This is a genomic window from Brevibacterium oceani, from assembly GCF_017948325.1.
GTDB lineage: Bacteria > Actinomycetota > Actinomycetes > Actinomycetales > Brevibacteriaceae > Brevibacterium > Brevibacterium oceani.
Genome location: NZ_CP072846.1, coordinates 923,971 through 948,655 on the forward strand (window position 1 = coordinate 923,971; position 24,685 = coordinate 948,655).

The 24,685-nt window shown below is 66.5% G+C and carries 18 protein-coding genes; 8 read left to right on the plus strand and 10 right to left on the minus strand.

Annotated elements, in window-relative coordinates; all coding sequences use genetic code 11:
• Positions 1-389 precede the first annotated feature (389 nt).
• Complete coding sequence (locus J9314_RS03920) at positions 390-1,349, plus strand: DoxX family protein (protein WP_210604641.1); 960 nt, start codon at positions 390-392, stop codon at positions 1,347-1,349.
• 16 nt (positions 1,350-1,365) lie between these two features.
• Here the strand turns inward: J9314_RS03920 and J9314_RS03925 are convergent, their stop codons facing one another.
• Positions 1,366-2,565 carry a DUF6882 domain-containing protein gene (locus J9314_RS03925; protein ID WP_210604642.1) on the minus strand — a complete coding sequence of 400 codons (1,200 nt, stop codon included), beginning with the start codon at positions 2,563-2,565 and terminating at the stop codon, positions 1,366-1,368.
• Between the two features lie 246 nt (positions 2,566-2,811).
• Between J9314_RS03925 and J9314_RS03930 the strand changes: the two genes are divergently transcribed.
• The 4 genes from J9314_RS03930 (at position 2,812) to J9314_RS03945 (ending at position 9,616) form a co-directional block, all read left to right on the plus strand.
• Positions 2,812-4,545: an ABC transporter ATP-binding protein gene (locus J9314_RS03930; RefSeq protein WP_210604643.1), complete on the plus strand. Its 1,734-nt coding sequence runs from the start codon at positions 2,812-2,814 to the stop codon at positions 4,543-4,545.
• A 1-nt stretch (position 4,546) separates the two neighbouring features.
• A complete protein-coding gene (locus tag J9314_RS03935; RefSeq protein WP_210604644.1) occupies positions 4,547-6,628 on the plus strand; it encodes an ABC transporter ATP-binding protein in 2,082 nt (693 codons plus the stop codon).
• 399 nt (positions 6,629-7,027) lie between these two features.
• Entirely contained in the window at positions 7,028-8,722 is a 1,695-nt protein-coding gene (locus J9314_RS03940; RefSeq protein ID WP_210604645.1) for an LPXTG cell wall anchor domain-containing protein, read from the plus strand.
• A 174-nt stretch (positions 8,723-8,896) separates the two neighbouring features.
• On the plus strand, positions 8,897-9,616 hold the full coding sequence (locus J9314_RS03945; protein WP_210604646.1) for a hypothetical protein: 720 nt from the start codon (positions 8,897-8,899) through the stop codon (positions 9,614-9,616).
• A gap of 97 nt (positions 9,617-9,713) precedes the next feature.
• Here J9314_RS03945 and purQ read toward each other — a convergent pair whose 3' ends face one another.
• The 9 genes from purQ to purD form a co-directional block, all read right to left on the minus strand.
• A complete protein-coding gene (purQ, locus tag J9314_RS03950; RefSeq protein ID WP_210604647.1) occupies positions 9,714-10,454 on the minus strand; it encodes a phosphoribosylformylglycinamidine synthase subunit PurQ in 741 nt (246 codons plus the stop codon).
• Entirely contained in the window at positions 10,451-10,708 is a 258-nt protein-coding gene (purS, locus tag J9314_RS03955; protein WP_181274437.1) for a phosphoribosylformylglycinamidine synthase subunit PurS, read from the minus strand. The genes purQ and purS overlap by 4 nt, the downstream gene beginning before the upstream one ends.
• A 175-nt stretch (positions 10,709-10,883) precedes the next feature.
• Positions 10,884-12,284, minus strand: a complete 1,401-nt coding sequence (locus J9314_RS03960; RefSeq protein ID WP_210604648.1) for an NAD(P)/FAD-dependent oxidoreductase — start codon at positions 12,282-12,284, stop codon at positions 10,884-10,886.
• A 140-nt stretch (positions 12,285-12,424) separates the two neighbouring features.
• On the minus strand, positions 12,425-13,288 hold the full coding sequence (locus J9314_RS03965) for an ABC transporter permease (RefSeq protein ID WP_210604649.1): 864 nt from the start codon (positions 13,286-13,288) through the stop codon (positions 12,425-12,427).
• A gap of 1 nt (position 13,289) precedes the next feature.
• On the minus strand, positions 13,290-14,249 hold the full coding sequence (locus tag J9314_RS03970) for an ABC transporter permease (RefSeq protein WP_246490602.1): 960 nt from the start codon (positions 14,247-14,249) through the stop codon (positions 13,290-13,292).
• Positions 14,246-15,409, minus strand: a complete 1,164-nt coding sequence (locus J9314_RS03975) for a polyamine ABC transporter substrate-binding protein (protein WP_210604650.1) — start codon at positions 15,407-15,409, stop codon at positions 14,246-14,248. Before J9314_RS03975 ends, J9314_RS03970 begins: the two co-directional genes overlap by 4 nt.
• Before the next feature lies 1 nt (position 15,410).
• Complete coding sequence (locus tag J9314_RS03980) at positions 15,411-16,598, minus strand: ABC transporter ATP-binding protein (RefSeq protein ID WP_210604651.1); 1,188 nt, start codon at positions 16,596-16,598, stop codon at positions 15,411-15,413.
• On the minus strand, positions 16,595-18,394 hold the full coding sequence (locus J9314_RS03985) for an amidohydrolase (protein ID WP_210604652.1): 1,800 nt from the start codon (positions 18,392-18,394) through the stop codon (positions 16,595-16,597). Before J9314_RS03985 ends, J9314_RS03980 begins: the two co-directional genes overlap by 4 nt.
• Before the next feature lie 513 nt (positions 18,395-18,907).
• The gene (gene purD / locus J9314_RS03990) at positions 18,908-21,238 is read right to left on the minus strand and encodes a phosphoribosylamine--glycine ligase (RefSeq protein ID WP_210604653.1); all 2,331 of its coding nucleotides are present in this window, start codon (positions 21,236-21,238) and stop codon (positions 18,908-18,910) included.
• A 33-nt stretch (positions 21,239-21,271) separates the two neighbouring features.
• Between purD and J9314_RS03995 the strand changes: the two genes are divergently transcribed.
• Genes J9314_RS03995 through J9314_RS19115 form a run of 3 tightly spaced genes read left to right on the plus strand, consistent with a single transcriptional unit; the run spans position 21,272 to position 24,380 of the window.
• The gene (locus tag J9314_RS03995) at positions 21,272-22,402 is read left to right on the plus strand and encodes an asparaginase (RefSeq protein WP_210604654.1); all 1,131 of its coding nucleotides are present in this window, start codon (positions 21,272-21,274) and stop codon (positions 22,400-22,402) included.
• Positions 22,402-22,803, plus strand: coding sequence for a sterol carrier family protein (locus J9314_RS04000; protein ID WP_166969885.1), 402 nt, complete (start codon positions 22,402-22,404; stop codon positions 22,801-22,803). Before J9314_RS03995 ends, J9314_RS04000 begins: the two co-directional genes overlap by 1 nt.
• Positions 22,800-24,380, plus strand: coding sequence for an aldehyde dehydrogenase family protein (locus J9314_RS19115; RefSeq protein ID WP_246490603.1), 1,581 nt, complete (start codon positions 22,800-22,802; stop codon positions 24,378-24,380). Before J9314_RS04000 ends, J9314_RS19115 begins: the two co-directional genes overlap by 4 nt.
• Positions 24,381-24,685 lie beyond the last annotated feature (305 nt).

The window sequence follows — 24,685 nt, forward strand, 5'->3', positions numbered from 1 at the left end:
GGGGCGCGTTTGTCGAGTGGTGGACGGGTCTGCAGTTGGGTGACGGCTTGAGTGGCGGTCTGCTGGGCGGGTTGTGGGTCGATAGAAGCGGTGCGCCTTGAACGACGAGAATGCAGTCTGAACGACAGGGCTTCTCGACCTCGAGTGGCGGGAAAACCACACTACGGGCAGGGCATCTTGTCGGTAGCGTATGAACCATGTCTTCATCAGATTCGACAAACACCAAAGACAGCCGGCAGAACGTTCCGGGAGTGCCCGGGGAGGCCGCCCGGAATTCTTCCGGAGCCCACAACAGTTCCGACGGCCAGAACTCTACCGGCGCTCAGCCAGCCTCCGCCTCCAGATCCTCTTCGAGCGCACCGTCAGCGCGACCCCGCTGGGTTGGTGCTGTGTGGGCTCTTCACTGGCTTCTGCGCCTGGCCCTGGCCATCGCGCTCCTGCCCTATGCGTGGACGAAGGTCTTCCACACCCAGATGGGATACGCCGACTACGCCGACGCCCTCGTGCAATACGGCGAGATGAGTCCGATGGGACTGCTCTGGCGGTTCATGGCTTTCTCGCCGACCGTGCAGGCACTGGCTGGTGCAGCGGAGCTCATCGCGGTGGTCCTCCTGCTGTTCCGCCGCACAGCCTGGCTCGGCGCACTCATCGCTGCCATGGACATGAGCATCGTCTTTCTCCTCAATCTCACCTTCGACGTCCCCGTCAAACAGCTCTCGGGAGCGATGGCGCTGGCCGGCCTCGTCCTGCTCATCCCCAATGTTCCGCGTGTCGTTCGGTTCGTCCTCGGGCGGGCGATGGGTCCTGCCGTCAGCGGGGTCATCTCCCACAACCGCATCTTCGCTGGAATCACCCGGTGGGCCTCACCGATCCTCGCCGTCATCATCATCGTCGGCAGCGGGTGCGCTGTCGGCATCGGTCTCAACTGGGGCCGCCCCGGAGACCCCGCCGAGATCTCCGGGGTCTATGCCGCCGAAACGGCCGGCCAGGCAAGCGCGATCAAGGGCACCGACCACACGACCGACGACATCACCCAGATCGCCTTCGGGCAGATCGGTGAAGACACGAAACGCATGAGCATCCGCTACGACGACGGCGACTACCAGGACGGTACCTACACGGTCGATAAAAACAGGATCGCCGTCAAGCTCTTCCCGATCCGGAAAGGAGCTCAGGGCCTGATGCGCGACTACTCCGGATCGCTCGAATTCACCGCCGATAAGATCGGCGAAGGGCAATTCTCACTGCGCACCGGAGACACGGAACTGACCCTCAGCAGCGATGCCGAACGCCGATTCCTCTTCGACCGAGGATTCCGCTGGGGCCCGGAAACGCCGATCAACCGCTGACCGACGTGAGACGGACTCAGCGTCCGAAGAGCTTGGAGAACAGTCCCTTCTTCTTCGGCTTGTCCTCCTTGGCCGAATCATCCGTCGGCTCCTGCTGATCTGCGGTACCGGATTCGGACCGGGACGCAACCGGTGCTTCGTTGTCGGCAGCCGGCTCGGGTTCATCTGCACCCGGGACATCGACGTCCGCAGACGCCTTCCCTGTGGGTGTCGCCTGCGCCGAGGCGGCCGCTGTCTCCTCGTCGGCAGCTTCGTCTGCAGGTGTGCCGGCGGCCGCGGCATCGGTTCTCGTCGTATCGGTTCCGGAGGCAGCGCCCGCACCGGTCTGAGCACTGTCCCCAGTCGGTGCGCCCGCTCGGGTCGGGGAGGTCGCCTCGGCGGGGGTGGTCGGTGTCTCGGTTGCGGACGGCTCCGAAGTCGCGGCGGCTGCCGTCCGGGGGATCGGCGCACCTGCGGTCGTTGCGCCGGGAGCGGAAGCAGCCTCGGCGGGGGTGCCAGACGATGCGGCGGCGAACTGTTCAGCGGCCTCGCCCTCGAGGGGCGTGTTCATATCGCAATTGGAGATGCGACGCTCATCGTCGAAGGACAGGTCCGCGGACCCGTCGGCGAAGAGCATCCGCAGCCCACCGTCGGACAGCTGATGCACGGGGATTCCGCGCTTGCCCACATAGGATTCGATGGCCGCACGGTGGTCGCTCACCGTCGTCTGCGTCAGGCCCTGCATGAGCGCGCGCACCGAGACCTTGACCTGAGGTTCGGGCAGGGCGATCTCGGGGGCATCGACGAGGAGCCACACCGTCGTGCCGGCACCCGCCTCGGCCGGATAGTGGGCCCACTTGCCGGTGGCCTCCTTCGCCGCCAGGGTCAGGCGCAGCGCCAACTCCTCGTCGAGGTCGAGCTCGGCGGTCGTGAGCTCCGGGACCTCCTCGGCGGCGCCGAACTTGCGGACGTCGTGGGAGAGGCCGACCACGGAATCGGGGAAGTCGTTGACATTCTCCCAACCCCACAGCCAGGTCGTGTCCCGGCTCGACTCGGACCCGAGCAGGTGCGGGCGCCCGCGCAGGACGACGTCTCCGTCCGCGGTGAACGTCAGGTGCGGGTCCGCGGTGAAGTCGACTTCCCATTCGGCGTCGGCGATGAGCCCACCGAAGTGCGTCTGCACCTCCGTGGAGTAGAAGACGGCGCGGTTGACCAGGTCCTGCAGAGTTGTGCTCATGGTCTCAAGCCTAGGCGGGCGCGGGCGAGAATCGAGGAGGCACGCGGTGGGACGCGTACGTCGGCGTTCTGACGGGGCACGTTGGCGGTGCGGAGAATCAGGGACGCAGGGCTGTGTCAGTGCCGCGTGGTGGAGTGGAGACATCGGACGTCTTTCAAAGAAGGGAGCACGCATGTAGAGTAGTCTGTTGCGCTTTGCGCCTCTCACGGCTCCATCATCAGTCACTCATCACACAGGACTCACATCGTGGCCCTACTCCGCCTGTCCCTGAAATACGCCAAAGCCTACTGGCCGTTCATCGTCCTCGTCGTCATTCTGCAGCTGGCCTCGACGATCGCGGCGCTCTACCTGCCGAGCCTCAACGCCCGAATCATCGACGAAGGCGTCGCCGAGGGCGACACCGACTTCATCTGGTCGACGGGAATGCGGATGCTGCTCGTCTGCTTCGTCCAGGTCATCACCGCCATCACCGCGATCTACTTCGGCGCCAAGACCGGCATGGGAGTCGGGCGCGACCTCCGCAGGGCCATCTATCGTCAGGTCGACGATCTGTCGATGCTCGAGGTCGGAAAGTTCGGCTCCGCCACCCTCATCACCCGCAACACCAACGACGTGCAGCAGGTGCAGATGCTCGTGCTCATGACCCTGAACTTCATGGTCTCGACCCCGATCATGTGCATCGGCGGCATCATCATGGCCCTGCGCGAAGACGTCGGCCTGTCGTGGCTCGTATGGGTCTCCGTGCCTGTCCTCTTCGTCGTCGTCGCCATCCTCGTCTACCTCCTCATGCCGCTGTTCCGGCGCATGCAGGGCCAGGTCGACGACATCAACGGAGTCCTCCGCGAGCAGATCACCGGCATCCGCGTCATCCGCGCCTTCGTCCGGGAACCCTTCGAAACCGACCGCTACGCCGACGCCAACCGTGCCCTGACCGAGACCTCGGTCAAGGTCGGCAACCTCTTCGTCCTCATGTTCCCCGCGATCATGATGATCCTCCACCTCGCGACCGCGGCCGTGCTGTGGTTCGGCGGTCACCGCGTGGATGCCGGACAGATGGAGGTCGGCTCCCTGACGGCGTTCCTGCAGTACCTTCTGCAGATCCTCGTGGCCGTGATGATGGGCGTGTTCATGATGATGATGATTCCGCGTGCCGTCGTGTGCGCCGAGCGCATCGCGGAGATCCTCGACGCCCGTTCGACCATGACCATTCCCGCCGGGGTCGACGAGATCCCGCGCCGAGGCGAGCTCGAGTTCCGCAATGTCACCTTCGGCTATCCGGGCGCCGAGGTGCCCGTCCTCGAGGGACTGGACTTCACCGCCCGTCCGGGCACGACGACCGCGATCATCGGTTCCACCGGCGCCGGCAAGTCGACGATCGTCAACCTCATCCCCCGACTCATCGACCCGCAGGACGGTCAGGTGCTCATCGACGGCATCCCCGTCAGCGAGTTCAACCGTCGGCAGCTCTCGCAGCTGATCGGGCTGGTCCCGCAGAAGCCCTACCTGTTCTCCGGCACGATCGCGTCCAACCTGCGCTTCGGCAATGAGGATGCCACCGAGGCGGAGCTGTGGGAGGCGCTGCGCATCGCCCAGGCCGATGACTTCGTCGCCGAGAAGGAACACCGGCTCGACGAGCGGGTCGCCCAGGGCGGCACGAACTATTCGGGCGGACAGCGGCAGCGACTGTGCATCGCCCGGGCACTGACCGTGAGACCGCAGATCTACGTCTTCGACGACTCGTTCTCCGCCCTCGACGTCGCCACGGACTCACGGCTGCGCGCAGCGCTCGACGAATCCACCGGCGATGCCACCGTCATCGTCGTCGCCCAGCGCGTCTCGACGATCCGCAGCGCTGACCAGATCATCGTCCTCGAAGCCGGAAAGATTGTCGGGCGCGGCACCCATGAGGAACTCGCCGAGACCAACCCGACGTATCGGGAGATCGTCGAATCCCAGCTGACGACGGAAGAGGTGAACTGACATGGCGAACGACACCTCGACCGAAGCCGTCGTGACTGCCGACGACGAATACATCCCCACCGGAGACGATCTCGAAGCCGCAGGCGGCACGCCGCCGCGCAAGGCCAAGCACTTCTGGCCGTCGGTGAAACGGCTGTTCGGGCTCATGTCCCGCGAGAAGCTGGGACTGTTCAACGTCGTCGCACTCGTCGTCGGCTCCGTGGTCCTCACCGTCATCGCTCCGAAGGTCCTCGGCAAGGCCATGGACGTCGTCTACTCCGGAGTCATCGGCGCCCAGCTTCCAGCGGGTGCGAACATCGACGACATCATCGCCGGTGCTCGTGCGCAGGGGCGTGACGACTTCGCCGATATGCTCGCCACCGCCGACGTGGTGCCCGGACAGGGCATCGACTTCACTGCGCTCGGGCAGATCATCATCATCGTCCTCCTCATGTACCTCGTGGCCTCGATGCTCATGTGGGCGCAGGGCTACATCCTCAACGCACTGGTCATGCGCGTGGTCTACCGACTGCGTGAGGACATCGAACGCAAGATCAACCGCCTGCCGCTGCGGTATTTCGACACCCGGCAGCGCGGCGACGTGATGTCGCGGGTGACCAACGACGTCGACAACATCCAGCAGGCCCTGCAGCAGGCGTTCTCGCAGCTCGTGCAGTCGGCGCTGACGATCATCGGCATCGGCGTGATGATGTTCGTCGTGTCGTGGCAGCTCGCGCTGCTCGCGCTCATCGCCCTGCCGCTGTCGGCGATCATCGCCGGAGTCATCGGCACCCGGTCGCAGAAGCTGTTCAAGGCACAGTGGAAGCACACCGGAGAGGTCAACGGCCACGTCGAGGAGTCGTTCTCCGGTCTCGACATCGTCCGCGCCTTCGGTCGCGGCGAAGTGATGCTCGAGGAGTTCGACCGCCGCAACGAATCGCTGTACAAGGCCTCGGCCGGGGCGCAGTTCGTCTCCGGCATGATCATGCCCTCGATGCAGTTCGTGTCGTACTTGAGCTACGTCCTCATCGCTGTCGCCGGCGGGCTCAAGGTCGCCACGGGGCAGATGACACTCGGCGATGCGACCGCGTTCATCCAGTACTCGCGTGAGTTCTCCCAGCCGATCTCCGAGATGGCGGGAGTCGCCAACATGCTCCAGTCCGGCGTCGCCTCGGCCGAGCGGACGTTCGAACTCCTCGACGCCGAAGAGGAGGATCCCGACGAGGTGAGCCAGACGCTTCCTCCGCGGACCCCGGGCAAGGTCGAATTCTCCGAGGTCAGCTTCCGCTACACCCCGGAGACGCCGCTCATCGAGAAGGTGTCCTTCACCGCCGAACCCGGCCACACCGTGGCGATCGTCGGACCGACCGGGGCCGGCAAGACCACCCTGGTCAACCTCGTCATGCGCTTCTACGAGATCACCGGCGGTGCGATCTTCCTCGACGGCATCGACACCCGTGACCTCAGCCGCGCCGACCTGCGCTCTCACGTGGGCATGGTGCTCCAGGATGCGTGGCTGTTCGAAGGCTCGATCGCCGACAACATCCGCTACGGCCGACTGAGCGCCACCGATGAGGAGGTCGTCGCCGCGGCCAAGGCGACGATGGTCGACCGATTCGTCAGGCAGCTGCCCGACGGCTACGACACCGTCATCGACTCCGATGGAGGCAGCGTCTCGGCAGGCGAACGTCAGCTGATCACCATTGCGAGGGCATTCCTCGCGGATCCCTCCCTGCTCATCCTCGACGAGGCGACATCCTCGGTCGACACCCGCACCGAGGTGCTCGTGCAGCAGGCGATGGCGGCGCTGCGGACGGATCGGACGTCGTTCGTCATCGCCCACCGGCTGTCGACGATCCGCGACGCCGACACCATCCTTGTGATGGAGGACGGCGCCATCGTCGAACACGGCAGCCATGAGGATCTGCTCGCCGCCGAGGGTGCCTACCACCGGCTGTACATGTCGCAGTTCCGCGGAGAGGACGCCGAGGAGCAGTTCACCGCCGAGGTGCTCGCAGAGACCGAGGCAGGCGTCGACGAAGCGGACTCAGCCGACACAGCATCTGCAGAATCGTCGGAAGACGACCCGACGCGACCGGCATAGTCAGCGCAGGCCGACGCTTCGACCGCGGGTCCCCGAGCTCAGGCACGGGGGCCCGCGGTGTATTCACCCCCGAAAATCGCGCCTCAGGCAGAAATTGCGGATAACACTTTTTCAGCCGAGGATGCCGAAATCGATGTTTCTGTCACACGTGTCGGATTGTGCGGCGACGCGGCACGGGCGGGCAGCTGCGCTGGTCAGAGACCGTTCATCCGAATCAGCTGAAAGGCGCCGCGGTGACTGTCCGGAATCGAATGTTGCGATGCGATAAACATTCGACAATACGCGGTTATCACTTCTGTCATGACCTAAACGACCAGAAGTCGTCCCGCCCCGATCATCTGCGTAGGGTCCTTGCCACAACTGAAAACGGACACCGGCCAGTACTCTGGAAGGAGCATCATGAAACGGTTGGCAATGGCGGCAACGTTCGCTCTCGCACTCTCCATCGGAGGGTGGGGCCAAGCGGCCGCCCAGGCAGATGACAGCACGGCCCCGCAAGCGGGAGACGTCCAAGCCGCAGGCGAAGCAGGGAACGACGAAACGGACTCTTCGGACAGCGAATCTCCGTCACCTTCAGACCCCGCTGACGATGAAGATGCCTCGGATCCAGGACAAGGCGAAGACAGCACCGACCCGGGCGGGGACGAGAACGCTTCGGACCCCGGTGACGGCGAAGAGTCGACCGATCCGGACGAGAACACCGACGAGCCGACGGACGACTCGACGCCGATCGATGCCTCGTTCTCCCTCGACAAGACGGAGATGACCGTCGACGAGGCGGCCAAGGCAATTCCGTACACCGTCACAGGTCTCAAGGCCGGGGACACCGTGACCGCCTCGCCCGGCGAGGGCGGTGCGCACACCGTCGACAGCGACGGAACGTTCAAGGGAGAGCTGCGCGGCAACACCGAACTGAAGGAAGGCGGCACACTCGACGTCACTGTGACCGTCGCCCGCGAGGGACAGGAGTCGAAGACCTTCACCGGCAGTGTGAAGATCACCGCGAATGATGACGAGGCCGCAGCGCTGAGCGTTTCACCGAAGTCGTCCGGCATCGACGATTTCCTCTATAACGGTGTCGGCATGACCATGTCGAACTGCGAACCCGGACAGGATGTGAAGTTCGAGATCCACAGCACCGACGACCCGGACCAGTTCTACTGGGAGGACACACAGAAGGCCGATGAGGAGGGCACGTCCTTCATGACCTTCCTCCCGGGGACCGGGGGCGATGCTTGGATCGGTGACTTCGTCGCCACCGCCACCTGTGGTGACCAGAGTGCCGACGCACCCTTCTCAGTGACCGAGGACGGCGAAGGGGCTGACGCCGATCTCAGCGTCACCCCGAAGAGTCAGGCCCTCAGTGACTTCCTCAAGAACGGTGTCAACATCACTCTGGTCAACTGCCACGTCGATTCCGAGGTGACGTTCCGGGTGAGCACCAAACGCGATCCCGACACCGAGGTCTGGAAAGAGACCCAGAAGGCCGGCGAGGATGCGGCCGGATCCGTCCGGTTCACCCCGGAAGAAGGCGGAGTCGGCTGGGCCGACGAATTCCTCGTCATGGCCTCCTGCGGTGACAAGAGCGCAGAGACGACCTTCACCGTGACCGATGACGGCAGCGTCGTCGACCCGAAGCTCTCGGTTGATCCGGAGAAGCTGCCCGGTGAGGACTTCATCGACCGAGACAAGGGCGTCAACCTCACCGTGACCGAGTGCGAACCGGGCGCTGATGTGAACTTCCAGGTCTGGGGCCATGACTCCAGCGAGAAGCTCTACGATCAGACGGCCGAAGCCGACGACAACGGTGCCGCCGCTGTTCAGGTCTACGGACTCGACAGTGACCCAGGCGCTTACGTCGGCACTTATCAGGTGACCGCGATGTGCATGGAGCAGGCCATGAACGGGAAGTTCGTCGTCACCGGCGACGGATCCGGAGGCTCGGGCGGCGGCTCGGACGAATCCGGCAAAGCCGGCGATGCCGGGTCGATGCCGCGCACCGGTGCCGAACTCACCGGACTGACCGCGGGAGCCCTGCTCATCCTCGGCGGTGCCGCAGCAATCGCCGTGGCACGTCGGAAGAACAGGAGCTGAGCGAAACCGGTGACCCGTCGGGGCGGTGAAGCCTCCCGGCCCGACGGTGTACCCACCGGCAGTGCCGGTCCATCCGCACGGACCGGCCCCGAACACGACAACCGAATACGGCAGATCGACCCGACAACGCCCTCAGAACCCGTTCTGACCAAGGACGAAAGAAGGATGATCACAATGAAGAAGATCGCACTCGCAGCCACAATCGGCCTCAGCCTCACAGCTCTCGCCGCAGGACCAGCATCCGCCGCAGGGGCCGCCTCGGAGGAAGACTCGACGATCAGAGAAGCGGATCTGGCGTTGAAATTTCGGACGATGACCCCTCTCGAGGTCACTCAGGGCAAGGGCATCGAATACACCATCGACGGGCTCAAGAAGGGCGACGTCGTGTTGACGAGCCTGGACAATGAGCTGACGACAGTCGAAGAGGACGGTCCGTTCGACGGAGCAGCCGCCATGGATGAGAAGCCGAAGACCGATTCGAATGTCGAGTTCACGGTCACGCTCAAACGCGGTGATGAGCCCGACCGAGTCTTCCCCGCGCGAGTTCACATCATCGAAGGCGATCGGGGCGACTACGATGACGGCACCCTCGTGATGGATCCGGATTCGACGATGCTCGACGAGGGGCTCTACCAGGAGGGGCTCAACCTGACAATGGTCAATTGCTCGGCCGACGACCAGGTTCACTTCACCGTGTCCAGGAAGGACGCAGACGGCAAGGAGAAGGTCTGGGAGAAGAGCCAACTCGCCGGTGAGGACGAGTCTGCATCGGTGAGGTATATGCCCAGGGAGAGCATGCCGAAGACAGGTGAATATGAGGCCGTCGCGAAGTGCGGAGATCTCTCCGACAGTGCGAAAGTGACGGTCGACCCGACCGAACCTCCCGAGGAATGAGCGCGCTCCTCTGGACAGGGGTGCCGCAATGAGTGAGGGTCCCGAGGCTCGACATGGTGTCGAGGCTCGGGACCCTCACTGAAGTCAGCGGCTGAGTTCAGCCCTTGGCGACGAGTGTGCGCACGGCAGAGGAGAAGAACCCCTGGCCGTCGATGCCGCCGCCGTCCTCGGGGCCGAATCCAGCCTCGACAGCGTGTTCCGGGTGCGGCATCAGCCCGACGACATTGCCGGCTTCGTTCGTGATTCCGGCGATGTCGCGCAGCGAGCCGTTGGGATTGCCGCCCTGATAGCGGAAGACCACTCGACCGGTGGAGTCGAGCTCGTCGAGCACCTCGTCGGTGGCGACGTAACCGCCCTCACCGTTCTTCAGCGGAATTCGGATCGTCTGGCCCTGCTCATAGTCGCCGGTCCAGGCGGTGTCCGCGTTCTCGACGAGGAGATCCTGGTCGCGGCAGATGAAGTGCTGGTGGTCGTTGCGGATGAGCGCACCGGGCAGCAGATGGGACTCGCAGAGGATCTGGAAGCCGTTGCAGATGCCGAGCACCGGCAGTCCGACGTTCGCCGCAGCCACGACGGACTCCATGATCGGGGCGAAGCCGGCGATCGCTCCGCACCGCAGATAGTCACCGTAGGAGAACCCACCGGGCAGAATGACCGCGTCGACACCGCTCAGTGTCGAATCCGCATGCCACAGGTTGACCGGTTTCGCTCCTGCCAGGCGCACCGCGCGGGCGGCGTCACGGTCATCAAGCGTTCCCGGGAAGGTGACGACACCGATCGAGACTCCGGTCTCAGCCCCCGCCTCGGCGATGGTGGGATCGGTGGCCACAGCGGTCACGATGCGTCCTCGGCCACACGCACGGCGACGACGTTCTCGATGACCGGGTTGGACAGGAGCTTCTCGGCGGCTTCGCGCGCCTGGGCGAGGACTTCCTCGGTGGCGTCGCCTTCCACTTCGAGTTCGAACCGCTTGCCCTGACGGACCTCACCGAACCCGGTGAAGCCGAGGCGAGTCAGTCCGCCGGAGATCGCCTTGCCCTGTGGGTCAAGGATCTCGGGTTTGGGCATCACCTCAACGACGACACGTGCCATGCGTGTACTGCTCCTTTGTGAAAGTGTTCGGGAATTCCTCCCGCGCTCGCCCACAGTCTACCAAGCGGGCGGCGGCGTCCAGGCCCGCCGTCCGCTCGCCGGGACCGGCGGTGGCGGGCGCACGATGGTGAGCGGCGCGGACGGGCAGGGATGCGGCACAGGAACGCGGCACCGGTCAGGAGTCGAAGCCCATGCCCACGGCGTCGAGGACCTTGAGCAGCGGGCCGCGCCTGCCCTCGTTCTCATCGGCCTTGATCAGCGCCTGCGTCGTCATCCTGATCCCCAACCACGCGGCGGGTTCGGGTGGGAACGGCAGGGGCAGTCGGCGCACCATCTCGAGCTCGGTGAGCTCCGTCGACTCCCCGGAGAGCAGATCGAGCATGACGGTGCCGGCGAAGCGGGAGGCGCCGACGCCGAGTCCGGTGAAGCCCGCCGCCATCGCCACCTTCTTCCCATACGCGCTGGTGAAGAACGAGAAGAACCGCGAGCAGGTGTCGATCGGCCCACCCCACTTGTGCGTGAACCGCAGCCCCTCGAGCTGCGGGAAGGTGGCGAAGAAGTGCTCGGCCAGGGTCTCGAAGGTCTCGGGTCGCTGGTCGTACTTCCACGAGATCTGCCGCCCGAAATGATAGACGGCGTCCCAGCCGCCGAAGAGGATCCGGTTGTCCGCGCTCAGCCGGTAGTAGTGGAACCGGTTCGCGCAGTCGCCGATGCCCTGCCGACCCTCCCACCCGATCGCGGTGAGCTGTTCGTCGGTCAGCGGTTCGGTCATCAGCGCATAGTCGTAGACCGGGACCGTGTGGAGGCTGACGCGTTTGAGCAGGGAGGGGAAGACGTTCGTCGCCAGTGCGACGCTCTCGGCCGTGATCGTCGCCGAGGCGGCGCCGCCGGTGGTTTGGATGCGCACCTGCACATGTGACTTCTGATCGCTGATGTCGGTGACCTTGGTGCCCTCGAACACCTCGACGCCGAGTTCGCGGACGACGCGCAGCAGCTCCCAGCACAACTTCGCCGGGTTGACCAGGGCGACCTCCCGGGAATCCCACAGAGCGGCCTTGTACGTCGGGGACTTCACCAGCTCGGCCAGCTCCCGCTGGTCGTAGAAGATGAACCCGGCGTCCGGGTCGTGGGCCTCCCGCAGGTCGGCGACCTGGTAGTCCTCGGTCGCGACGTCGAGCTCGCCGGTGCGTTCGAACTCGCAGTCCATCCCATACCGGTCCACGGCGGCCTCGATCGCGTCGAGGTTCTCCCGCCCCAGCTGCGCGAGACGGTCGTTCTCCTCGGGCAGGTGGGCTTCCCCGTTGTCAAAGCCGTGCGTGAGGCTGGCCGCGCAGAAGCCGCCGTTGCGCCCCGAAGCGGCCCACCCGATCGAGTTCGCCTCGACGAGGACGACGTGCCGGTCAGGGTCGCGCTCCTTCGCCTGGAGCGCGGTCCACAGCCCGGTGAACCCGCCGCCGACGACGAGGAGTTCGGCCCTGCTGTCCCGAGTCAGCGGAGGCAGCGGTTCGGGGCGGTCGGGGGAGTCGAGCCAGAACGGAACGGTCGAAGCGTCGGCCAAAGCGGCGTGCGCGTCCATGTCACTTCACTTTCGTGTGGATGTGGTCGGTGTGGACCCTGCCGGTCGGCAGGTCCGGGGTGGAGCGGAATTCGAGTCCCGCCTCGGCGAGGGGATGGGTACGGAACTCAAACCCCGCCTCGGCGGGGGATGGCAGTCCATCATCCGGCCATGGTCTTGATGATCTCGGTGGCGTTGCCGCCGGCCTTGCGCAGGACGAACCCGACGAAGCCGAGTGCGGCCAGGGTGAGGACGAACATCACCGTCGACATCGCCGCGACTTCGGGGCGCAGGGCCACGCGCACGGCGGAGAAGATGTAGACCGGCCAGGGGGTGTAGCCGGGCTGCTGGACGAAGCTCGAGAGGATCGTGTTGTCGAGGCTGACGGTGAACGACATCAGCGCCCCGGCGAGGATTCCCGGTGCCGCGATCGGCAGGGTGATGTCCTTGAACCGGTTCCACGGGGTGGCCCCGAGGTCGGCCGCGGCATCCTCGAGCTGGGTGTCCATCCCGGCCAGCCGGGCGCGGACGATGAACGTCACGATCGCCATGGAGAACATGGCATGCGAGATGATCAGCCTGACCAGGCCGTTGTTGAGTGGGGTGAGGCCCCAGTCGACGCCGACCGTGACGAACCACGGCAGGAACGAGATGCCGTCGACGATCTCGGGGGTGACCAGGGTCAGTCCGAGGATCCCCGTGAGTCCGAGGGCCCACCATGCTCCCCGAGGCGCCCGGGCCAGGGCGACACCGCCGAGGGTGCCGAAGATCGTCGACACAATCGCCGCGCCGACCGCGGCCTGGAGGCTCGTGACGATCGAGGAGATGATGATGTCGTTGTTGATTCCGCTGACATAGGCGTGCAGCCCGAAGCCGCGGAAGTTCGCGAGCACCTTGCCGTTGTTGAACGAGTAGGCGATGATCACCGCGATCGGCACGAACAGGTAGACGAAGACGAGGATGCCCCAGACATGCAGGGCGATATCGGTCGGTGTCCGACGTGCGAACGTGTTCTTCTTCGGCATCTCAGGCCCTCCCGTCATGCAGCGGAACACTGTTGAGTCTGGCCGTGATCGTCTGCCCGAGCTTGAGCAACGCGAAGCCGATCCCGACGACGACCAGGGTGGAGATGATGAGGATCATCGCCATCGCCGCCCCGACCGCCCAGTTCTGAGCGGTGTTGAATTGGTTGGCGATGAGCTGGCCGACCATCGAGCCGCTCGCCCCGCCGAGGACGGTGGCCGTGACGTAGTCGCCGTTGAGCGGGATGAACACGAGCAGACATCCGGAGACGACCCCGGGCATCGCCATCGGCAGCGTCACCCGCAGGAACGTCTTCACCTTCCCGGCGCCGAGGTCGTAGCTGGCTTCCCGCAGCTTCTTGCCCGAAGCATCGATGGCGACGAACAGCGGCAGGATCATCAGCGGCAGATAGTTGTAGACGACCCCGATCTGCACGGCCGTTCGGGTGTAGAGGATGTCGAGGGGGCCGTCGAGCAGCCCGAGGCTCTGCATCCAGTTCGAGAGGAACCCGTCGGGGGAGAGCATGATCTGCCAGCCGAGGGTGCGGACGAGGAAGTTCGTCCAGAACGGCACCATCACCAGCGCCAGCGCCAAGGACCGTCTGGCGGGCGAGACCTTGATCGCCAGCCAGTAGGCGAACGGCAGGGCGATGACCAGGCACAGGATGGTGCCGAGGATCGAGATCCGCAGGGTCGCGAAGAACGTCGACACGAAGCTTGCGCTCATCGCCTCCGGGTACCGTTCGAGCGACAGCTGGTCGGTGGCGATGGCGGTGAATTCGTCCGGTTTGTAGCCGAAGCTGTAGAAGATGACCAGGGCCACCGGGATGATGAAGAAGAACACCGCATAAGCCCAGGTCGGAAACGACATGGCGGCGGCTCCGAAGAGCTTCGTGGACATTCCGCCGGGTTTGGCAGGCTTCTTCTTCGCCGACGCTGTCGAGGTCGGTGTTCGGGTGCTCATGCTCCACTCCTTGCCTGCGCATCGGTGAGGATCTTCGTGCGGATCTGGTCGGCCGGTGTCTGTTTGCTCGGTTCGAGTCGGTCGAGGACCGTCTGGGCGGGGAAGATGAGGTCCTGCTGGTCGAGGTCGGCCTTCTTCGCCTGCTCGGCCAGTCCCTTCGTGCCGATGGGGTAGCCGATGTAGTCGAGCTGCTCGACCGCAGTGTCCGGGGAGATCATGTGATTGATGAAGGCATGGGCCGAATCCGGGTGAGGTGCGCCGGTGGCGATCGCCCAGCAGTCCATCCACAGGTTCGCCGAGGGCGTCGGGAACACGAACTTCCAGTTCTCCGGATCCTTGACCTCGGTCAGCCCCTGCCGCGCATCGCCGTTGTAGGCGTGCAGGAGGGTGAAGCTGCCTTGGATCATGCTGGTCGCGGCATTGCCGACGTAGGCCTTGACGTTCGGCGCCAACTGGTCGACGATCACGTCGCGGGCCTTGTCGAGCTCACCCTCATCCTCGGTGTTGAGGCTGTGGCCGAGAGCTCCCAAGGCGATCGCCGAGACCTCCCACGGGTCCTCGAGCAGCGCGGTCGTGCCCTTGGCCTCCTTCTGCGCGGCGTCGATGAAGTCCTGCCAGCTGGTCAGTTCCCGATCGATCGTCTTCGTGTTGTAGACGAATCCGGTGGTGCCCCAGGCCTTGCAGATCGAGTACGTGTTGTCGGGGTCGAAGTACTGGTGCGTGAAGTTCGGATCCATGTGTGCGAAGTTCGGGATGAGGTCGAGGTCGAGTTCCTGCAGCAGGTCGTGCTTGAGCATCTGCGGGATGTTCGACCCCGTGGGCACGACGACGTCATAGCCGGACGTTCCCCGAGAGGTCGAGAGCTTCGCCACGAGTTCCTCGTTCGACCCGTACGAGTCGACCTGGACGAGGAGGTCGTACTTCGATTTGAAGGCCTCGAGGATCTCCGGCGCGTCGTAGTCACCCCACGAATAGAGGTTGAGCTTCGACTCGAGCTCCCCGTCCGTCGGTGGGGAGACGGCCATCTTCGTGGTCTTCCCGCACGCACTCAGGGCGCCCAGCCCGACAACCCCGAACCCGGCCAGGAGCGCTCGCCGGCTTAACCTCGCCGAGGCGGCCCGTGGCGCCAGAAACGTCACATCGGGTCTCGTCGGTGCCATCTCAGGCACCGCCTTCGCGGGGCCCGACGTCACCGGTCTCGGATCCGAAGACGTCCACGGCGTCGGCCTCCCAACTCAACTCCACCTCGGTGCCGGCGGCGAGGGGCTGCGTTCCGGCGGCGGGGACGCGGGCGAGGATCTCATCGTTGTCGCCGACGACGATCATGTACTGGATGACGTCGCCGAGGAACGAGTACGACATCACCGTGCCCCGGGCGGAGTTCGCTGCCGTCGTATCGGCGGTGGCCCGGGCCACCCGCATCCGTTCGGGACGGATGGCCGCGCGCACTCGGTCGCCGACCTGAAGCTGCCGAGGCTGACCGGCTGCGGTCGCCGGTCTGAGGTCGAGGCTCGGGGCCTCGAGAACGGTGCTGTTGGCGGTGCGCATCCGCGCGATGCCGGAGTCGGTGGAGGTCACCTCGGCGGTGATGAAGTTCTGCTTGCCGATGAAGCCGGCGACGAACCCGTTGTGCGGATTCGCGTAGATGTCCTCGCCGCCGCCGATCTGCTGGATCACGCCGTCGTACATGACGACGATGCGGTCGCTCATCGCCAGCGCCTCGTCCTGATCATGGGTGACGAAGACGAAGGTCGTATCGAGCTTCGTGTGCAGCCGTTTGAGTTCGAGCTGCATCTCCTCGCGCAGCTTCCGGTCAAGTGCTGACATCGGTTCGTCGAGGAGCAGGACCTGCGGGCGATTGACCAGAGCGCGAGCGAGGGCGATGCGCTGCTGCTGACCTCCGGAGAGCTGCTCGGGTCTGCGGCCGGCGAAGTCCTCCATCTGGACGAGCGCGAGGACCTCGCGGACGCGTTGGGCGATCTCGGGTTTGGGCACCTTCGCCTGCTTGAGCCCGTAGGCGATGTTGTCGGCGATGTTCATGTGGGGGAAGAGGAGGTAGGACTGGAAGACCGTGTTGACCGGTCTGCGGTGCGGCGGGAGAGAGACGATGTCCTTGCCGGCGAGCAGAATCTCCCCGTCGGTGGGGGCCTCGAAGCCGGCGATCATCCGCAGTAGGGTGGTCTTGCCGCAGCCGGAGGGGCCGAGCAGGGAGAGGAACTCGCCCTTGTGCACGGTGAGGTCGAGGCGTTCGATGGCGGTGTTCTCGCCGAAGACCTTCTTCACCCCTCGGATCTCGAGGTGATCGAGGCCGGTGGACGGTGTCGTCTCGGTGGCGGCTGTGGTGGTCATGATGGCCTTTCGGTCGAGGCAGGCGGTACGACGTGCGGGGCAGCAGGCGGGGTGTTCGGCGGTGGCGCGGCGGTGTCGGGCTGGGACGTGGCGTCGGGCGGGGACGGTGTCGGTGTCGGTGTCGGTGGCGCGGTGGTGTCGGGTGGGGGCGCAGCCTCGAAGGCGATGTGGCCGTCGACGATGGTCAGCGTGTTCGTGATCTCGGCGATCCGGTCGGGCTCGAGGGCGAAGGGATTCGCGCTCGCCAAAGCGAGGTTCGCCCGCTCGCCGAGGCGGATGTGCCCGTTCGCGCCAGACCGCAGCAGGTGCGCCGATCCCGCCGTGTACGCGCGCAGCGCGGTGGTCAGTTCGAGGGCTTCGTCGGGCAGCAGCGGTGCGGTGTCCGCGGCGGCCGGGTGTGAGCGGTTGACGGCGACGTGGAGGGCCTCCCAGGGGTTCGCCGTCGACACCGGCCAGTCCGACCCCATCGCCAGGTGTGCGCCGGTGCGGGCGAAGGAGCCGAAGGGATACAGCCAGCCGGAGCGCTCGGGCCCGAGGACGGGGATGTTGAGGTCGATCATCTGCTGATCGAAGCAGGCCCACAGCGCCTGCAGGTTCGCGGTGATCCCGAGTTCGGCGAAACGGGGAACATCGGCGGGGTCGACGACCTGGACGTGGGCGATGTGATGGCGACGCCCGTCGTCCGGGTGCGCGCCGATCGCCTCGAACGCGTCGAGGGCGGCTTTCACCGCGGCGTCGCCGATCGCGTGGCAGTGGATGTCGAAGCCGGCCGCATCGAGGGCGGCGAAGGAGGCCTCGAGGTGGTCACGGGTGAAGTAGTTCGTGCCGTATCCGCCGCAGGTGCACGTGTATTCGGCGCTCATCGCGGCCGTCTGTGACTCGACGATGCCATCGAGCATGAACTTCACCGAGGTGGTGCGGAAGCGTCCCTCGGTGCGGCATCGATCGCTCAGACGAGCCACCTCGGCGTCGATGTCCTCGACCCCGCGCGGCCACCACAGGCTGCCGACGACTTCGGAACGCAGGTCGTGGGCCTCGTCCGCGCGGACGTAGGTGTCGAAGGGATCGCAGTGGCCGCCGTAGTCGCCGACGATGGCGTCCATCCAGGCCGTGACGCCGAGGGCGCTGAGATAGCCCTGGCCGGCGAGCAGGCCGGCCCGTACAGCCTCCTCATCGGCGGGTGGGATGTGGGCGGAGATGAGATCGATGGCCGCTTCGTGCAGGCATCCGGTGGGTGCGCCTGAGTCGTCCCGGACGATGATTCCGCCTTCGGGGTCCGGAGTGCCGGAGTCGATGCCGGCGATCTTCAGGGCGGCCGTGTTCACCCAGGCCGAATGGTGGTCGGCGCTGAGCAGGATGGTCGGGTGTCCGAGTGTGACGGCTTCGAGGATCTGCGCAGTCGGGTTGCCGCCGGGGAAGTCGGCCATCGACCACCCGCCGCCGGTGATCCAGGCCGGTGAGGTGTCCGAGGTGCCACCCGGTGAGTCGGCTGTGTTAGGAGCGCTGTCTGGGGCGTCTTCGGCGAACCGGCGGATCATGTCCAGAGCTTCGGCGAGTCCGTCGGCACCACTGATGTCACAGGCCAGGGACTCCTGACCGCCGAAGGTCGTGTGCACGTGGGCGTCGACGAATCCGGGGGTGAGCAGGCATCCGGTGGCGGTGATGGTGCGGGCGGCCGGGGAGGCTGCGGGTCCGGTGCCGATCTCGGCGATGAGGCCCTTGCGAATGCTCACACGATTCTCCGGCAGTATCGCGTGCCCGTCGAAGATGATGACACCGAGGATATCGAGGTTCACTGGCTCCACTGCTGCCTCCCGACTGCGTTGTCGTGACAAGGACGGACTCACGGCGTCCGCGCCCTGCAGGATGTCATTGTCGGCTCGGAGAGTCGGGACCGCAAGATCCCGTCCTCAGCCGTTACCGGTTCGTGTCGCTGCGGGTGACCAGGAGCTGAATGTGTCCTGCGTCACCGGTATACCACCTTAACGGAAGTCGTGACGCGATTCCACCGATTCCGTCGCAAAGTTCAACTACGTTTACTGAAAAGCGCAATGCCTGTTGCTGGTGACGCTGAATCGGTGTCTCATACTGCGATATTCGCAGGCGCTGAATCTCGGGTTTGAGGGCGAGCTTGCTGCGGGCCGAGGTCGGCTCCGACAGCAAAGCGGCCCACTCTACGCTGGGCCGCCCAGGATTTTCCGTGGGCTGTTCGGCGTAGAGTGGGCCGGTTCGTCGGTGGGCGTCGCAGAAGGGTGTTGCGGCCGGGGAGCGCCGCGGGGAGGGGGGCGGTCAGCCTGCGAAGGGGCGGCTCAGTCGGGGAAGGTCTGACCGGTGAGCTTCTCGAAGGCCTCGATGTAGCGGGCGCGCGTCTTCTCGACCACCTCGGCGGGCAGGGCCGGAGGCGGAGTGTCCGAGGACTTGTCCCAGCCGGACTCGGTGGTCAGCCAGTCGCGGACGAACTGCTTGTCGAAGCTCGACTGCGCCTGTCCCGCCTCGTACCCGGCGGCATCCCAGAACCGGGACGAATCCGGTGTGAGCACCTCGTCGCCGAGCACGACCGTCCCGTCGGCCAGGGTGCCGAACTCGAACTTCGTATCCGCGAGGATGATGCCGCGTTCGCGGGCGATCTGCTCGGCGCGCTGATAGATCTCGATCGTGAGATCGCGGATCACCGAGGCGGTCCCGTCCCCGATGGTCTCCGCGATCTGTTCGAAGCTGACGTTCTCGTCATGATCGCCGAGCTCGGCCTTCGTCGCCGGAGTGAAGATCGGCGGTTCGAGCCGGTCGGCCTCGACGAGGCCCGCCGGCAGCCGAATGCCGCACACCGACCCGGTGGCCTTGTAGTCGGCCATGCCCGAACCGGTGAGGTACCCGCGGGCGACGCACTCGACGGGCAGCATGGCCAGGTTCTCGACAATGAGTCCGCGACCGCGCACGGCCTCGGGGACATCGGAGCTGATGACGTGGTTGCCGATGACCTCGGCGAGCTGGTCGAACCACCACAGGCTCAGGCCCGTGAGCACCTTGCCCTTGTCCGGGATCTCCGAGTCGAGGACCCAGTCATAGGCCGAGATGCGGTCGGAGGCGACCATGAGCAGACGGTCCGCCGAGGCGGTGTCGGCGGCATCCGCGGGAATGTAGAGATCGCGGACCTTGCCTGAGTAGACGTGCGTCCAGCCGGGCAATTGTGGGGCGACGGTCTTGAGACCGGCCGCAGATGGAGCCGAAGAGTCCGCCGAGGCGGCCGTGGCCGGTGCATTCGACGCCGTGGCCGGTGCGGGTGCGCTCGCCTCGGGGGCGGGGTAGATGTCGGCGAGTTCGATGGCACCGCGCGCGGCCGCCTCGGCGATGTCGGTGCGGTGCTGCTCACCGTCCCATTTGATCTCGTCGACGGCGGCGTAGGCCTTCGCGCGTGCCTCATGCAGATCGCTGCCCAGTGAGACGACGGAGAGCACACGACCGCCGGAGGTGACGATGTCACCGGTCTCGGCGATGTCCTTCGTGATCACGGCATCCTCGGGGGCGAACCCTCCGCTGGGGCCGGTCGCGAGCTTCGTGCCCGCATGCAGAACGCTGATGTCGGGCAGGTTCGCCACGGTGTCGAGGCCGCGGATGATGTCCCCGGTGCTCGGCGTGCCGGGGTAGTTCTCCGCGGCCATGACGACCGTCACCGAGGTGCGCGGATCCCACTCGAGCGAACCCACCTCGTCGAGTCGGCCCTCGGCCGCGGCGAGCATCGTCTGCCCCAGGGGGCTGTTCAGCCTGGCGAGCACGGACTGGGTCTCAGGGTCGCCGAAGCGGACATTGAACTCGACGACGCGCAGCCCCTTCGACGTCAGTGCGAGTCCGCAGTAGAGCAGCCCGGTGAACGGGGTGCCGCGGCGGGCCATCTCGTCGACGACGGGCTGGGCGACTTTCGATACGATCTCGTCGACGGTGCCGGCGGGCAGCCACGGCAGCGGCGAATAGGCGCCCATGCCGCCGGTGTTCGGGCCGGTGTCGCCGTCGCCGATGCGTTTGAAGTCCTGAGCGGGCGCCAGGGGGACCGTGTGCGCACCGTCGCAGAGGACGAACAGGGAGACTTCGGGGCCGTCGAGATAGTCCTCGATGACGACCCGGTCGGAGACCTCGAGGCACGAGCTCGCATGCTCCAGCGCCGCATCGAAGTCGTCGGTGACGACGACGCCCTTGCCCGCAGCCAGACCATCGGCCTTGACCACGTGCGGGGCGCCGAATTCGCGCAGAGCGGCGGCCGCCTCGTCGGGGGAGTAGGCCACCTGGGCGCGCGCGGTCGGCACATTCGCGGACTCCATGACCTCCTTCGCAAACGCCTTCGACCCTTCGAGGTGGGCCGCCTCGGCGCTGGGCCCGAAGACGGGGAACGACGCCTCGCGCAGGGCATCGGCGACGCCGGCGACGAGCGGTGCCTCGGGGCCGATGACGACGAGGTCGACGTCGAGGGACTCGGCCAGCGCGGTCACGGCGGCCGCATCGGAGGCATCGACGGCCTCGGTGTGGGCGATCTGCGCGATTCCGGGATTGCCGGGAGCGGCGATGACGGCGTCGACCTGCGGGTCGCGCGAGAGAGCAAGGACGAGGGCGTGTTCACGGGAGCCCGAACCGATGGCAAGAACCTTCACGCCACCAGCCTAAAGGGTCGTAGGCTTGAACGCGTGACCCTCTCGACTTTCACTCCCACGCAGGCCGCCGAGCTCGCCGTCGTCATCCGTTCCGGTGTCGTCGAATCCCGGCACATCGGATCCGCTGTGGTCCTCGACCCCAACGGTGCACCGGTGATGCGGCTGGGCGCCCCCGAGGTTCCCGTATTCACCCGGTCGAGTCTCAAGCCGCTGCAGGCGATCGCGGCGATGAGCCTCGGTGCGCAGCTGACCGGTCCGGCCGCGGCTCTGGCCACGGCCTCGCACAAGTCCGAAGCCGGGCACGTCGAGGTGGTGTCGTCCATGCTCGATTCCGCGGACTTACGCGTCGGTGACCTGCAGTGCCCGTCCGCTCATCCCGCCGACGGAGCCTTCCGGCGTCAGCTCCAGGACCGGCTGCGCGCTGCGGGCGACGCCGAGACGGACCCGCGCTCGCCGCTGTACTTCAACTGCTCGGGCAAACACACTGCTTTCCTCATGGCTGCCCGCGCGATCGGTGCGGACACCGAGACCTATCTTTCGCCCGACCATCCCGTGCAGACTCAGGTCGCCGAGGTGGTCGAATCCTTCGCGTCCGAGACCCCGGCCGCGGTCGGGGTCGACGGCTGCGGGGCGCCCGTGTTCGCGCTCAGCCTGGTGGGTTTGGCCCGCGCGATCGGGCGCGTGGTGCGCATGGGCAGTGCAGACGGGCAGGAGTGGTCTGGGTACGAGTCCGAAGCGCGGACGCTCATGGACGCGGTCTTCGCGGACCCGTGGGCCATCGAAGGGCACGGACGACCGAACACCACGGTTATCGAGCGCCTCGGCGTCTTCGCCAAGGGCGGGGCCGAGGGAGTCATCGTCATGGCAACGAAGTCCGGGTACTCGGTGGCGCTCAAGTGCCTCGACGGATCCTCCCGGGCCACCGGGCTCGTCGCACTCACTCTGCTCGACCGGGCCGGCGCCTTCGACAGCGCCGTCGACGGCGCTTTCGACGGTGTCGAGCGTGACGGCGGGGCCGCCTCGGCGGAAGAACCCGCGGCGACGATCGCCGCGATCACGGACCCGGTCACCGGCGGCACGGATTCCGAGGGGCGGACGAGCGTTGTCGGGCGGCTGGCGCTCGGGGAAGATGTTGCCGAGATCAGTGAGAGGAAGAGGGACTGATGGCGATTCGCAGAAGGATCGACCCCGATCAGGGGCGCAGCGCACTGGAGATGTGGGTGGCGCACGGCGCGCTCGACGCCGCCCCGGCCGACCGGTCGACGACCGCCACGGCCGTCCGATTCACCCTCGAGGAGCTCGCCGCTCGCGCCGAAGGCAACAGCGTGGAGGTCCGGGTCCCGCCGTTCGGGGTCACGCAGTGCATTGCGGGTCCGCGGCACACGCGCGGCACCCCGCCGAACGTCGTCGAGACCTCCGCCGAGGTGTGGCTCGAACTCGTCACCGGACGCACCGACTTCGCCGCGGCGCTCGCGGCGGGCCGGATCGATGCCTCGGGAACTCGGGCCGACCTCGGCGACCACCTCCCTCTCTTCACCACGGCAGAACTCGAGGACCGGCGATGAGCGCTCAGATCACCCAGACCACGTCCTTCATCGGCGGGCGGCACGTGCCCTCGCTCATCACCTACCCCAACGTCGACCCGGCGACCGGCGGCATCCTCGGCGACGTCTCTCGCGGCGGCGCCGACGAGGTCGATCGTGCGGTCAAGGCAGCGGCGCGGGCGCAGCGGGAATGGCGGAAGTCGAGCCCGGAGCAGCGTTCGCGGATGCTCGTGGCCACCGCGGCCGTCATCACCGAACACCGCGACGACCTCGCACGGCTCGAATCCGAGGACACCGGCAAACCGCTCACCCAGGCCTATGCGGACGTCGATGTCTGCGCCCGCTACTTCGAGTTCTACGGCCACACCATCGAGTCCTACTACGGCCACGCGATCCCGATGGCCGACGACATGCACGTCTACACCCGACGCGAACCCTACGGTGTGACCGGGCACATCGTCGCCTGGAACTACCCGCTGCAGCTCATCGGCCGCGCCGCCGCGACCTCCTTGGCCACGGGCAACTGCGCCGTGGCGAAACCCGCCGACGAGACGCCGCGCTCGACCGTCCGCCTGGCCGAGCTCATCCACTCGGTCGGGTTCCCGACCGGTGCGTTCAACGTCGTCACCGGTCTCGGCGCCGAGGCGGGGGCGGCGCTGGCGGCACACCCCGGAATCGCGCACCTCGGCTTCGTCGGGTCGACGCAGACCGGTTCGTCCATCGCCCATGCCGCCGCCGACCGGGTCATTCCCACAGTGCTCGAGCTCGGCGGGAAGTCCGCGAACATCGTCTTTCCTGATGCCGACATCGATGCGGCCATGCCGTCCCTGCTGCGGTCGATCATCCAGAACGCCGGGCAGACCTGCTCGGCCGGATCCCGGCTGCTCGTCCACCGCGACGTCCACGCCGAGGTCGTCGAGAAGATGGCTGCGGCGATGGGCCAGGTGACCATCGGCTACGGCCTCGACGACCTGATGCTCGGGCCCTTGATCTCGGCCAAGCAGCACGACCGGGTCGCCGGATTCCTCGCCGAGGCCGGGGCCGGTTCGCCTGGGGCTGCCGGGGCTGTGGGATCCGCTGGGGTCGGTGCCGGTGCCGGGGCCGGGTCCGGGGCCGGGCAGATCGTCACCGGGGCCGGGTCCGGGGCCGGGCAGATCGTCACCGGGGCCGGGTCCGGGGCCGGGCAGATCGTCACCGGGGGTACGCGTCCCGAGGGACTGGCCGACGACCTCGCCGCGGGTGCCTTCATCACTCCCACCCTCGTCGATTCGGTCGACCCGCGCTCGCGGATCGCACAGGAGGAGGTCTTCGGTCCCGTCGTCGTGACGATGCCCTTCGGCGACGAGGACGAGGCCGTGGCGCTGGCCAACGGCACCGACTACGGCCTGGTCACTGCGCTGTGGACCAAGGACATCTCTCGTGCTCACCGCCTCGCCGCCGAGGTCGAGGCCGGGCAGATCTTCGTCAACACCTACGGTGCCGGCGGGGGAGTCGAGCTGCCCTTCGGCGGGTTCAAGAAATCCGGGTACGGGCGTGAGAAGTCCATCGAAGCCCTCGATGAGTACACCCAGACGAAGACCGTCGCCGTCAAACTGTGACGGTGCTCAAGCTGTGACGGTGCTCAAGCTGTGACTGCGCGGTTGGCACTGCGGCTGCGGACGCTGGCACGGCGGCTGCGGCGGGAGCGCTGCGGTTGCGGGCACTGGCGCGGATGTGGGAGCTGCGGGCGCTGGGGTCACGGCTGCAAACGCGACTGTATAGCTGAGGTGTATGCGGCCAACATTTGTGCAGTGCGTATGCACTTTCAGATGACAGTGAGGTGTCCCCGGCAGTCGGGTCGTGACCGAAACGCGCGGTCGGTGTCCCGGGCGTACTGCGCAGGCCGCGGAACCGTGCGGACGGT